The organism is Streptomyces sp. NPDC001515 (genome assembly GCF_053597115.1).
In genome coordinates, this window is sequence record NZ_JBSFHN010000020.1 from 103,684 (window position 1) to 115,168 (window position 11,485).

At 72.8% G+C, this 11,485-nt stretch carries 13 protein-coding genes and 1 pseudogene; 6 read left to right on the forward strand and 8 right to left on the reverse strand.

Annotated features, from left to right (window positions below; all coding sequences use genetic code 11):
• Window positions 1–72: 72 nt before the first annotated feature.
• The 6 genes from ACWCXC_RS22010 to ACWCXC_RS22035 all read right to left on the reverse strand — a co-directional run bounded on the left by ACWCXC_RS22010 (window position 73) and on the right by ACWCXC_RS22035 (window position 5,190).
• The gene (locus ACWCXC_RS22010) at window positions 73–777 is read right to left on the reverse strand and encodes a DUF1365 domain-containing protein (RefSeq protein ID WP_450890307.1); all 705 of its coding nucleotides are present in this window, start codon (window positions 775–777) and stop codon (window positions 73–75) included.
• A gap of 38 nt (window positions 778–815) precedes the next feature.
• A complete protein-coding gene (locus ACWCXC_RS22015) occupies window positions 816–2,120 on the reverse strand; it encodes an NAD(P)/FAD-dependent oxidoreductase (RefSeq protein ID WP_450890308.1) in 1,305 nt (434 codons plus the stop codon).
• Between the two features lie 87 nt (window positions 2,121–2,207).
• Window positions 2,208–2,960 carry an anti-sigma factor gene (locus ACWCXC_RS22020; RefSeq protein WP_450890309.1) on the reverse strand — a complete coding sequence of 251 codons (753 nt, stop codon included), beginning with the start codon at window positions 2,958–2,960 and terminating at the stop codon, window positions 2,208–2,210.
• Window positions 2,957–3,550 carry an ECF RNA polymerase sigma factor SigK gene (gene sigK / locus ACWCXC_RS22025; protein WP_450686112.1) on the reverse strand — a complete coding sequence of 198 codons (594 nt, stop codon included), beginning with the start codon at window positions 3,548–3,550 and terminating at the stop codon, window positions 2,957–2,959. The genes ACWCXC_RS22020 and sigK overlap by 4 nt, the downstream gene beginning before the upstream one ends.
• 243 nt (window positions 3,551–3,793) lie before the next feature.
• On the reverse strand, window positions 3,794–4,330 hold the full coding sequence (locus ACWCXC_RS22030; RefSeq protein ID WP_450890310.1) for a GNAT family N-acetyltransferase: 537 nt from the start codon (window positions 4,328–4,330) through the stop codon (window positions 3,794–3,796).
• A gap of 71 nt (window positions 4,331–4,401) precedes the next feature.
• Window positions 4,402–5,190, reverse strand: coding sequence for a VOC family protein (locus ACWCXC_RS22035; RefSeq protein WP_450890338.1), 789 nt, complete (start codon window positions 5,188–5,190; stop codon window positions 4,402–4,404).
• Between the two features lie 311 nt (window positions 5,191–5,501).
• Here ACWCXC_RS22035 and ACWCXC_RS22040 point away from each other — a divergent pair.
• The 6 genes and pseudogenes from ACWCXC_RS22040 to ACWCXC_RS22065 all read left to right on the forward strand — a co-directional run.
• A pseudogene (locus tag ACWCXC_RS22040) lies at window positions 5,502–5,855 on the forward strand (AAA family ATPase); the annotation flags it as partial.
• A 61-nt stretch (window positions 5,856–5,916) separates the two neighbouring features.
• Entirely contained in the window at window positions 5,917–6,144 is a 228-nt protein-coding gene (locus tag ACWCXC_RS22045; protein ID WP_450890341.1) for a hypothetical protein, read from the forward strand.
• 80 nt (window positions 6,145–6,224) lie between these two features.
• Window positions 6,225–6,698, forward strand: a complete 474-nt coding sequence (locus tag ACWCXC_RS22050; RefSeq protein ID WP_450890311.1) for a hypothetical protein — start codon at window positions 6,225–6,227, stop codon at window positions 6,696–6,698.
• A 108-nt stretch (window positions 6,699–6,806) separates the two neighbouring features.
• Window positions 6,807–8,498 carry a DUF885 domain-containing protein gene (locus ACWCXC_RS22055; RefSeq protein WP_450890312.1) on the forward strand — a complete coding sequence of 564 codons (1,692 nt, stop codon included), beginning with the start codon at window positions 6,807–6,809 and terminating at the stop codon, window positions 8,496–8,498.
• 230 nt (window positions 8,499–8,728) lie between these two features.
• The gene (locus ACWCXC_RS22060) at window positions 8,729–9,331 is read left to right on the forward strand and encodes a CGNR zinc finger domain-containing protein (protein ID WP_450890313.1); all 603 of its coding nucleotides are present in this window, start codon (window positions 8,729–8,731) and stop codon (window positions 9,329–9,331) included.
• A gap of 4 nt (window positions 9,332–9,335) precedes the next feature.
• On the forward strand, window positions 9,336–9,731 hold the full coding sequence (locus ACWCXC_RS22065) for an SRPBCC family protein (RefSeq protein ID WP_450890314.1): 396 nt from the start codon (window positions 9,336–9,338) through the stop codon (window positions 9,729–9,731).
• Window positions 9,732–9,865: 134 nt separating this feature from the next.
• On the opposite strand, the gene ACWCXC_RS22070 is transcribed toward ACWCXC_RS22065, so the two are convergent.
• Both ACWCXC_RS22070 and ACWCXC_RS22075 read right to left on the reverse strand, forming a co-directional pair.
• The gene (locus ACWCXC_RS22070; protein WP_450890315.1) at window positions 9,866–10,669 is read right to left on the reverse strand and encodes a GNAT family N-acetyltransferase; all 804 of its coding nucleotides are present in this window, start codon (window positions 10,667–10,669) and stop codon (window positions 9,866–9,868) included.
• Between the two features lie 143 nt (window positions 10,670–10,812).
• The gene (locus ACWCXC_RS22075; protein ID WP_450686025.1) at window positions 10,813–11,475 is read right to left on the reverse strand and encodes a class I SAM-dependent DNA methyltransferase; all 663 of its coding nucleotides are present in this window, start codon (window positions 11,473–11,475) and stop codon (window positions 10,813–10,815) included.
• Between the last annotated feature and the right edge of the window lie 10 nt (window positions 11,476–11,485).

Genomic DNA, 11,485 nt, shown 5'->3' on the forward strand with positions numbered 1-11,485 from the left:
CGTCAGGCGCGGGGGTCCCGACGGTGCGGCCGGACGGTCCTGCGGGACCTGAGGACGTGGTGGCGTGCTGGGTCACGACGGCGTGCCTTCCTGCGGGGCGGAGCGGGGGCGGGGACGTACGGGCAGACCGCGCAGCAGCAGCGCGATGCCGTGGCGGCGGATGCCGAACCAGACGGCGGCGGTCGACCACGGTCTGCGGACGGCGGCGGACAGCAGGGCGGGCACGGTGGCGGGACGGCGGCGCCCTTGGACGACGGCCGTGAACACCCGGCCCCGCGCGTCGTCGAGGTGCACGGTGAGCCGGAGGCGTTCGCCGGGCAACGGCAGCCGCATCCGGTAGTGGCCCTCGACCGCGAAGAAGGGGGAGACGTAGAACTCCTTGGCCGCCCGGGCCTTACCCGAACCGTCCGGGCGCAAGAGGTAGCAGTGGCGTTGGCCGTAGGTGTTGTGGACCTCCGCGACGACGCAGGCGAGGACACCGGAGCGGTCGTGGCACCAGAACACGCTGAGCGGATTGAAGACGAACCCGAACACCCGGGCGTGCGCCAGCATGACGACCCGTCCGCCGTCCAGATCGATGCCGTGGGCGGCGAGGCAGGCGTCGAGTCCCGCGCGGATGGTGCCGGCGGTCCCGGTGAAATGGTCGCGGGCATCGAACCGGGCGAGCGGTCGCACCGGCCGGGGCAGCACCGGCAGCCGGTCCGGATCCACGCACCACAGATAGGTGCGGTGCCGGAAGGCGCGGCGCAACGGCGTGGTGCGCGTGTGGGTGATCACGCAGTCGTACAACGACGCCACGGGTTGCGCCGACCGGGTCACCACCGCGCACCCAGGCAGCGGGCGGCGGCGACACCGGAGCGGCAGCCGTCCTCGTGGAATCCCCAGCCGTGCCAGGCCCCCGCGAAGGCGGTGATCCCGTCGTTCAGGCCCGGCAGCCGCTTCTGGGCCGCGACGGAGGCGGACGTGTACACCGGGTGCTCGTACACCATCCGCTTCACGACCCGTCCGGCGTCGATCCCGTCCTCCCCGCCCAGCGTCACGACGTAGTCCGCGCCGTCGGGCAGCCGCTGCAGGCGCCGCATGTCGTAGCTGACGCGCACGGGCTCCGCCGAGGGGTCGCAGCCGGACATCCGGTAGTTCCAGCAGGCGCGGGCCCGCGGCGAGCGCGGCAGGACGGCGGTGTCGGTGTGCAGCACGGTGCGGTTGCGCGCGTACGTGAACGCGCCCAGAACCCGCCGCTCCTCCTGTGTGGGATCCCCCAGCAGGCGCAGCGCCTGGTCGGGGTGGACGGCGATGACGACGCCGTCGAACGCCTCGGTGCCCCTGTTCGCGGCGGTGACCAGAACACCCCGGTCGGTGCGCAGGACCCTGCCGACCGGACTGGAGGTGTGCACGCGCTGGATGTGCTTCGCGGCAGCGGTGACGTACGCGGCGGAACCACCGGTGACGGTCCTCCACTGCGGAGAGCCCGTGACGGACAGCAGGCCGTGATGGCGGAGGAACGCGAACAGATGGGCGGCCGGGTAGGAGAGCGCCGTGCGCGCGGGGCAGGACCACACCGCGGCGACCAGCGGCAGAGCGAAGTGGCTGACGAAATAGCGCGAGAAGCCGCCTCCGCGCAGGAAGTCCCCGAACGTGAGGTCCGCGTCGGCACCCCGGTCCAGGAGGCGCCGGGCGCCGCGGTGGAAGACCGGTACCTCGGCCAGCAGCCGCAGGTGGCGGCCCCTCAGCGCGGCCCGGGAAGCGAACAGCGCGGCCGGCCCGCGGGCGCCCGCGTATTCCAGACCGCAGCCGTCGCACCGCACCGACATGCTCATCTCGGCGTCCTGCGTGCCGACTCCCAGTTCCCGCAACAGCCGCAGCAGCGTGGGGTAGGTCCGCTCGTTGTGGACGATGAACCCCGAGTCCACGCCCACCACGTCCCCGCCGGGGCCCGGCAGTTCGTGCGTATGGGCGTGACCGCCGAGCCGGTGGTCCGCCTCGTACAGGGTGACCTCGCACGAGGACGCCAGGACGTAGGCGGCGGTCAGGCCCGCCACCCCGCTGCCCACCACGGCCACTTTCCGTTGCTCCACTCCAGGTGCTCCCCACTCCACACGCCGCCGGCCGCCGCGCTTCATCTGTACTTCGCAGCGGCCCGGCGGGCGGATGGGTGGAAAGGCGAACCGGTGGGGAACGTGTCCGAAACGCGGTGGGGGCGGGGTCGTTCAGGCGGGCAGAGGCATCAGGAGGAGGGGATCGGTGGTGGGCCGGGGAGAGCCCCCGGCGGGTTCGAGGGTGAGACCGACGGCGCCGGCGTCGGCGGGGTTGCCGGTGAGGAGGACGGTGCCGTCGTGGTCGATGAGTCCGGCGGGGCGCATCGTGCCGTCGTGGTCGAGCCACAGCTGGTAGGTCCTCCCGGCGCCGGGGGCCGGGAGACCGGCGGCCGTGAAGACCGCCCTGTTCTGCCGGTCGGAGGAGACCACGGTGGTCAGCGCACCGTTGTCGGTCCGCCCGTGAACCGTGCGCGCGTCGGGGGCCGCCAGGAGCGAGGTCACCGCGTCGAGCTGCCGCTGGGACTGGCGGGCCCGGTCCTTGAGCTCCTGTCCGTTTCTCACCTGCCAGACGGCGACCCCGCCGAGCGCGGCGGCCGCCACACAGGCGGCGAGCGCCAGGGGTACGGCACGGCGGCCCGGGAACCTGCCGCGCACCGGCGCTCCGGGGGCCGGGGCGGGCACGCGGGGCGGCAGCTGGCGGACCGAGTCGACGGCGGCCATCACCTGTGCCTTGGCCGAGGCGGGCGGCGGCTGGGCCACGGCCGCCGCCAGACGGGCCGCGGTCGCCTCGAACTCGGAGGCATCCTGCCGGCACGCGTCACAGCCCCGCAGATGGGCGTCGAAGGCCCTCCGCTCGCCGTCGTCGAGCGCGCCGAGGGCGTACGCGGCGGCGAGGGTGTGGGTGTCGGTGGCGTGGTGTTTCATGCGGTCACCCCCATGCAGTCGCGGAGCCGGATGAGCCCGTCGCGCATGCGTGTCTTGATGGTGGGAAGCGGAGCGCGCAGCGTTTCGGCGACTTCACGGTAGGTCAGCCCCTGGTAGTAGGCCAGGGTCACCGCCTGGTGCTGGAGTTCGGTCAGTCCGCGCAGACAACGGCGGACCTGCTCGGACTCCAGACGGGTCTCCACCTGCTCGGCGACCTCGTCGAAGGCGGTGGTGTGCTCCCGGGCGGCCCGAGCGTGCTCGCGGTCGGTGGCCGCCTGTGCCGAGCGGACCCGGTCCACGGCCCGCCGGTGCGCGATCGTGGCCGCCCAGGTGACGACGGAGCCGGCGCCCGGCCGGTAGCGGGCGGCCTGGCGCCACAGGTCGATCATGACCTCCTGGGCGACTTCCTCCGACTGGGAGCGGTCGCGTACGACCTTGACGACGATCCCGAACACCAGGGGTGCGAGAGCGTCGTAGAGGACGGAGAAGGCATCCTTGTCACCGTGGGCGACCTTCTGCATGACATCGGTCAACTCGCGGCCGGAAGGCTCGCAGGAGCGGCCGGCGCCGAGGGGGATCGGTCGGTTCACGTGTGGGGCTCCGGCTCGGGGGAGAGAACGGAGAGACGGGCCGGGGTGGCCGTCGGGGGGCGGGGCGTCCATGGCATGCCGGTCCTCGTGCCGTCGCTGGTGCGGGGCCGGACCATCGACGGTCCGGCCCCGGAAACCCATATGTGTTTCGCCTCTTCTTCGTAGCCGACGCGCGTGCGGATGGGAGGCCGTTTCGCCCCCGCGCACGTTCTGTCCGTGCGGCCGGTCACGGACCGGCTCCGGTCAGCTCGCCAGAACCTTTTCGAGGAGCGTGAACGACTTCGGCGTACCACCCGGCTGGGGCTTGCCCTCCGTGCGGCCGACCACCCGGTAGCCGGCGTTCAGGTAGTACGCGGTGAGAGGTTCGTTGCCGGCGAGACAGTCGAGGCGCACCAGCGTCCGGCCCGTCGAGGCGACGCGCCTCTCGGCGGCGCGCAGGAGCCGGCGCCCCGTTCCGGGCGGGACGCCGTCACGGTCCACCATGAGGCGATGCACGTAACCGGCCGGCACCGGCCGGCGGCCCCAGGCGTCCTCGTCCTGCCACCACAGCTCCCAGGCCCCGACCGCCCGGCCGCCGGCCTCGGCGAGCCACACCTCGCCGGTCTCCATGATCCGGCGGAAGTGGTCGGGTCCCAGCTCACCGGGCTGCCACTGGCCCGTGACGCCCCGGCCGATCATCCGGCGGGCCGCGTCGTCGCGCAGCCGTACGAGGGAGGCGAGGTCGGCGTCACCGGCGAGGCGGAAACGCAGGTCGTCGAGGCGCTGGTTGGACGCATTCATGACGCGATCGTCGCACGGGTGTACGGGGACGGGTGCGGGGAGACGGGGCGCCTTCCCGCACCCGGCTCACGTCAGGCCGAGCCGTTGGGCGCGATGACGGAGAAGGCGCCGCCCTGGGGGTCGGCCAGGACCGCCATGCGGCCGGCGACCATGTCGAAGGCGGGTGCCAGGACCGTGGCCCCGGCGCGGACGGCGGCGGCCTGGATGTCGTCCACGCTGTCCACGTTGAAGTACGGCTGCCAGTGCGGCGAGGCGCCGGGCGGCATCTTGCTCATGTCCATGATCCCGCCCACCGCCCGCCCGGCGACCTGGAACTCGACGTAGCCGTCGGCGCCCTCCAGCTCGGAGCGCGCGGTCGTCACCGGCAGGACGGCGGAGTAGAACGCGGAGGCCGCCGCCAGATCGGGCGTGGTCAACTCGCTCCAGATCAGCGCGCCGTGCTCGTTGACGATGGCCGCGCCGCCGAACGTACCGGGCTGCCAGAGGCCGAAGACCGCGCCCGCCGGATCGGCGATCACGGCCATCCGGCCGAGATCCATGACGTCCATCGACGGCACGACGACCTGGCCGCCCGCCTCGGTGGCGGAGGCCACGGTGGCGTCGATGTCGTCCGTCGAGAGGTACGTCGTCCATTCCGACGGCGGCATCGGGTCCGGCACCGTACCGTCCGGGTTCATCGCCTTCATGATCCCGGCGACCGCCTTGCCCTTGAGGGTGCAGACGGCATAGCCGCCGTGTTCGGGCGGCCCGACCTCGCCCTGCCAGCCGAAGAGCTCGCAGTAGAAGTCGATGGCGGCCTGCTGGTCGGGGACCATCAGGTCGATCCAGCACGGGGTGCCGGGCTGATAGGGACTGTTCACTTCGGGCACGGATGCCTCCGGAAGACGCTCGGGGACGGACGGGCCCTCCTTACCCGCAGCGCGCGCAAGCGGAATCGGGCCGTGCGGGTGATGCCCGCGTGCCCTCGGGGCGGTGCGGCCCGCGAGCACCGTGACGACCAGGCCCGACGTGGACAACTCGCTCGCCGTACTGACCACGTGGAACGGACACCCGGGGGCGCCGGCCTCCTCCCCGCGCCCGCCTGTCGCCGGCGATGCACATCGGAACGAACAGGACGTGCCGGCACCGCATCAGGCAAGCTGGGCCCATGCCGAACGACAGCGCGCTTCCGATGCGGCATCACCTGCCCGGCGGCCCGCCGCCCGGCTCCCCGGAGAAGACCCCCGACCACGTCGGCGCCCCCTGCCCCCGCCCTCTCGCTCCGGCCGTCCAGGTGCCGGCGGGGCTCGTTGTCCTCGTCGGACCACCGGCGTCGGGCAAGAGCCGCTTCGTCCGCGCCCTGATCGCACGCGGGCAGATCGACGCGGCGGCCGTGGTGTCGAGCGACGAGATCCGCGCGGAACTCTTCGGTACCGCACCCGCCGAAGCGGAATCCGACGCGGCGGACGCGCGGATCTTCGAGGAACGGGACCGCAGGATCGTCGCCAGGCTCGCCACCGGGCACAGCGCGGTCGCCGAGTCGACCAACGTCACGCCGCGGGCACGCGCACGGCTCATCGCCCTCGCCAGGCGATTCGACGCCCCGGGTGACCATGCTGCGATTCGATCCCGAGATCACCGATCTCCTCCAGCAGTTCGCCGAACGAGGCCGTACGGACCTCACCGCCGCCGACGTCCGTGCCTACGCCGCCGTTATGTCCAGGGACGCCGGCGCCGCCCGCCTCCGTTCCGAGGGGGCGACCGGCGTCCACGATGTGCCCGGACGTCGCCTGGCGACGCCCGCAGAAGCCGCCGCGCATTTCTTCTTCGCCTGACGCCACGGGCCGCGTCGGGCGAGCCGCTCTGAGTACGTGTACTCATGCGCGTCCCCCGTCTCGTGGGGAAGCTCGGCTCCATGACGACCGGTAGAGGACCACTCATAGTCCTGCACCTTTTCCTGGTCTGGGCGGTGATGACGGCCGGCATGACGACGCTCGGCTTCGCGTCGGTGTACGCGGCCATGGCGGGCGGGACGGCCGCCACGGTGCCCGTTCTCGCTGTGGGTCTGCCCGTGGCCTCGGGCCTGCTGGCCCTGACCGGGCTGCCAGCGGCAGAGGTGGTCCCGCTGTGCGGCTCCGCCTCGCGGAGGCTGAGCTGGACGGTGCTGGTCTTCCTCCTCGGCACGCTCGGGGTCTTCGCCGGCCTGGTCGCGTACACCCAGCACGTCGACCTGGGCAGCGCCGGCACGCGCGTCACCCTGACCGGGATGCCGTACGCGGTCGCCGCCGCCTTCTTCGTGCCGAGCCGGTGGGTGCGTCTCGGGGCGCCGGCCCCGCTGATCGGGGCGGTGGCCTACGTGGTCCTCGCCGGCCCGGCGGCCGGGTCGTAGCCCCGGTCGTCATACGTGGGGGAGAGGCGGGCGAGGCGATCGAACCGGCTGCCACGGAGGAGGCGGGGCAGAGCATTCGATGACAGAGCACTGCGGGAGGATGACGGCATGACGCAGATCGACATCCCGCTTCCCCGTCAGGTGGCCGACGCATATGTCGACGCCCTCATCGAACTCGACCCGATCACCGGCACCTTCCTCGGTGTCCCGGAGAGCTCCAGCCGCCTCCCCGACACCTCACCGGCCGGAGCGGACGCCCTCGCGGCCCTCGCGCGCGACACCCTCGCGCGCCTCGGCGAGGCCGAGCGTCTGCCCGGCGCCGACACCGGGGCCGAACGGCGCTGCGCCCGCCTGTTGCGGGAGCGCCTCACTGCCGAACTCGCGGTCCATGAGGCCGACGAACACCTGCGCGCCGTCGGCAACATAGCCACGCCGCCCCACTTCGTCCGCGATGTGTTCACGGCGACGCCGACCCGGACCGAGGAGGACTGGGTGGCCGTCGCCGAGCGCCTGCGATCCGTACCCCGGGCGCTGGCCGGCTACCGCGAGTCCCTCGCCCTCGGTCTGGAGCGCAAGCTGTACGCGGCCCCCCGCCCCACGGCCACCTTCGCCGGCCAGCTCGACGAGTGGATCGACACCGACGGCCAAGGGCGAGGCTGGTTCGAGGAGTTCGCGGACCCAGGCCCGGACACGCTGCGCGGCGAGCTGGACGAGGCGGCCCGTGCCGCCACGGCGGCCGTCGCCCGACTGCGCGACTGGATACGCGAGGTGTACGAACCAGCCGTCCGGCACGCCCCGGACACCGTCGGTCGCGAACGCTACGCCCTCTGGGCCCGCTACTACAACGGCACCGACCTCGACCTCGACGAGGCGTACGCCTACGGCTGGTCGGAGTTCCACCGTCTGCTGGCCGAGATGCGCGCCGAGGCCGAACGCGTCCTGCCGGGCGCGGACACCCCCTGGACCGCCCTGGCCCGGCTGGGCGAGCACGGCCGGTACATCGAGGGTGAGGCGGAGGTCCGCGACTGGCTGCAGGGCCTGATGGACCGGGCGATCACCGCACTCGACGGCACCCACTTCGAACTCGCCGACCGCATACGGCACGTGGAGTCCCGCATCGCGCCTTCCGGAGGCGGCGGAGGCCCGTACTACACCCCTCCCTCCGAGGACTTCTCCCGACCCGGCCGCACCTGGCTGCCGACGATGGGGCAGACGCGCTTCCCGGTGTACGACCTCGTGTCGACCTGGTATCACGAGGGCGTCCCCGGTCACCATCTCCAGCTCGCCCAGTGGATTCACGTCGCGGGGGACCTCTCCCGCTACCAGGCGACCGTCGGCATGGTCAGCTCCAACATCGAGGGCTGGGCCCTCTACGCCGAGCGCCTGATGGACGAACTCGGCTTCCTCGCCGACGCCGAGGAACGGCTGGGCTATCTGGACGCGCAGATGATGCGGGCCATGCGGGTGATCGTCGACATCGGCATGCACCTGGAGCTGAGGATTCCGGGTGATTCCCCGTTTTGCCCGGGCCGGCGGTGGACGCCCGACCTCGCCCGGGAGTTCATCGGCGCGCACAGCAGCCGCCCGGCGGACTACGTGGAGAGCCAGCTCATCCGCTACCTGACGATGCCGGGGCAGGCGATCGGCTACAAGCTGGGGGAACGTGCCTGGCTGCTCGGCCGCGAGAACGCCCGGAAGCGCCGGGGCGAGAGCTTCGACCTGAAAGCCTGGCACATGGCCGCGCTCTCCCAGGGCTCCCTGGGGCTGGACGACCTGGTGGACGAACTCTCCCGCCTCTGACAGCCGGCCCCGCCCACCCGGACGAAGGCCCCCGGCGAAGGCCCCGACGAAGGCCCCGCTCCTGCGCCGCGGGGCTCGCGGTCCGAGCCGAGGGGACCGTCCTGGGCGCCAGTGAGAGGCACGGTCCTGCGCTCCGGCCGGACGCCCCTCTGGCTCGTAGCACCCCCCGAGGCACGCGGAGAGGCACGGGTTCCCGCCCCACGGCCGTCGTAACCGGTTATACTGGTTACATGGATTCCCCGCCCACCCCGGGCCTGACGCTGCACTCCCGCACCGGTGTCGCCTACCGGTTCGACCCCGGTGCGCTCTGCCTGGAACTTCTCACCACCGGCGGTCCCGGCCCCTACAGCCGGTACGAAGTCCTGCACGGCCCCGCCGACCTGGCCGCCTGGGCCGACCGGTGCCGGCTGACCCCGACCCCCACACTGGCGATCTCCGACGCCGAAGTGGCCGACATGAGGGTGCTGCGCAACGCGCTGTTCCGCGTGGTCACCGCCCACGTGGGCGGCGAGCGCCCTCAATCCGGTGACCTGGACGTCATCAACGAGGCGGCGGCCCGCCCCGCCCTGGCGCCGGCCCTCGCCCCGGACGGCACACGGCAGTGGGCCGGAACCGCCACCGGCACCCAACTGGCGGCCACCGTCGCACGAGACGCCGTCGACCTGCTGACCGGACCCTTCGCGCACCGAATCCGTACCTGCGCCGCGGACGACTGCCACCTCATCTACGCCGACACCTCACGCCCCGGACGCCGCCGCTGGTGCTCCATGGAGCACTGCGGCAACCGCCACAAGGTCAGGGCCCTGCGCGCCCGCCACACCGAGGAAGGATGACCTCATGCCCACAGGACTCACCCAGGGAAGCGGCTGGCAGATCGGCGTGTCCCGCACGCTGCCCCACCCCGCGGCGCTCGTCTGGGACTTCATCAGCAGCGCCGACGGCATCGCCCTGTGGCTCGGCCCCGGCGCGACCCTCTCCCGGGAACGCGGAGCGTCCTACCGCACCGACGACGGAGTGACGGGCGAGGTGCGCAGCTACCGCCCGGCGGACCGCATCCGCATCACCCACGGCACCACCACCGTGCAGGTCGCCCTCGCCCCCACCGCCGACGGCACCCGCACGATGCTCCGCTTCCACCAGGAACACCTGGCCGACGCCGAAGAGCGCGAACGGCAACGCGCGCACTGGCAGCACATCTTGGACCAGGTCGCCCTCACTCTCGACGAGGGGTGACCACAACCGACCGAACCGGTCGGACGCCGGCGCCCCGGACGAGACGATCTGACCCCCGTCCGCATCGGTGCCCCGCCTCGGGGCCCTTCGGCCCTTCGGACTTCCCGAAGGCCCGAAGGGCCCCGAGGCATGAGTCAGCCGATCTCGTATCCGGCCGACCGCAGCGCAGTCAGCGCCTGGTCCTGGTGGTGCTCGGGTACAAGTACCAGGTCGGCATGGTAGGTCGAGGCGGTGAACACCGGGATCGCGGCGCGGGCCAACGGTGTGAGGACGGCGGCCAGCAGGCCCGGTTCGTCGAGGCCGTGGTGCGGATCGGCGTCGTACAACGCGATCCAGCGATCGGCCGCGGGCACCGAGGGGCCCGCGGAACGGATCACCGTCACGCCTTCCGGCGCTCGGACCAGGGCCAGCCAGTCGTCGCCGGACGGCACGCGCCGACCGGGGTGGTGTTCGAGGGCCAGGACCGTATCCAGCACCCGGAGTCGGCGCGCCGTGCGGGCCGTCTTGCCGGCCAGGTCGGCGGTGAAGGCGACCCGGTCGAGTCCGGGGCCGTCGTAGTCCGGCCGAACGGGCGCGGCCACGAACCCGAGCCGGGCGTGGAACGCCTGGGAGGCGGTGTTCTCCGGGCTGGTGACGCAGTGTACGTACCGGCGGCCCCGGGCCCGCGCAGAGGCGAAGAACGACCGGTAGAGGGCGCGCCCGACTCCCTTCCCGTGCAGAGCCGGGTCGACGCCGACGAAGTGCACATAGGCGACGTCCGGCCGGCTCTGCGACAAGAAGCCGACGAGGAAAGCCGCGAGTTCCCCGTCGGGATGCTCGACAAGGAAGCTGGTGGTGGTGAAATGCTGGAAGTACAGGCGCGGAAGCAACAGCGCGCGCTCCACCGCCCCTGCCTCGCCCTTGAGTCCGCCCCACCACCTGTCCAACACGGCCAGCACCCGCGGGTGATCCTCGGCAGTGGGGTGTCGGGCTGCCAGTCCGGCAGGGAGATCGTTGATCACCCGGGCAGTGTAGAGGCGCCCGACGGGGCCGTGCCTGGATCCGAGCAAGCGGACGCTCGCCCCGCTCGCCCCCCGCTTGGTCACGCGGGCCGTTCGTACACGGAGACGTGGTGACCGCTGGAGTCGGTCAGTGGCCGTCCCGACCACCCGCCGGTACGCCGTACGAGCCGCAGGCCGGCCAGTTCGGCGAGCAGATCGAGTTCGCCGGGGGTGAAGTAGCGGAAGGAGACCCGGACATGACGCATCCGCCCGTCGTCGAGGACCGCGTAGTCCGAGGTGTACTGCTGGCGGGCGGGGTGCAGCGTGCGGGTGCGGAGCACGAAGCCGTCGCCGGGCGTGTCCACCGGCTGGGTGCCGGTGCCCCGCGTGGCGAGCGCCTCGGGCAGATGGGCGTCGAGAGCGAGCCGTCCACCCGGCTTCAGGCGCTGGGCGGCGGAGGCGAGACAGCGGCGCTGGGCGTCCTGGGTGTCGAGTTCGGCGAAGGTGCCGCCGGCCGCGTAGACGAGGGCGTACCGTCCGGTGTCCGCCGGCTCCGGGGGTGCGCAGAAGTCGCCGAGGGTGACCCGGACCGTGTCGCCGCCGGGCTTGGCGCGCAGTTGGGCGGTCATGTCGGGGGAGGCGTCGAGCCCTTCGACGGTGAGGCCGAGTGAGGCCAGTGGCAGGGCCACCCGGCCGGTGCCACTGCCCAGTTCGAGCAGGGGGCCGGGCGGGCCCTCCTTCGCGAGGGCCGCCAGGAAGCCCACGGTGGACTCT

What these genes read in the sequence shown, in the direction of transcription:
- ACWCXC_RS22015 (WP_450890308.1), bottom strand. Translation starts at nt 2,120, where the DNA reads ATGAAGCGCGGCGGCCGGCGGCGTGTGGAGTGGGGAGCACCTGGAGTG.
- ACWCXC_RS22020 (WP_450890309.1), bottom strand. Translation starts at nt 2,960, where the DNA reads ATGAAACACCACGCCACCGACACCCACACCCTCGCCGCCGCGTACGCC.
- ACWCXC_RS22030 (WP_450890310.1), bottom strand. Translation starts at nt 4,330, where the DNA reads ATGAATGCGTCCAACCAGCGCCTCGACGACCTGCGTTTCCGCCTCGCC.
- ACWCXC_RS22050 (WP_450890311.1), top strand. Translation starts at nt 6,225, where the DNA reads ATGACGACCGGTAGAGGACCACTCATAGTCCTGCACCTTTTCCTGGTC.
- ACWCXC_RS22055 (WP_450890312.1), top strand. Translation starts at nt 6,807, where the DNA reads ATGACGCAGATCGACATCCCGCTTCCCCGTCAGGTGGCCGACGCATAT.
- ACWCXC_RS22060 (WP_450890313.1), top strand. Translation starts at nt 8,729, where the DNA reads ATGGATTCCCCGCCCACCCCGGGCCTGACGCTGCACTCCCGCACCGGT.
- ACWCXC_RS22065 (WP_450890314.1), top strand. Translation starts at nt 9,336, where the DNA reads ATGCCCACAGGACTCACCCAGGGAAGCGGCTGGCAGATCGGCGTGTCC.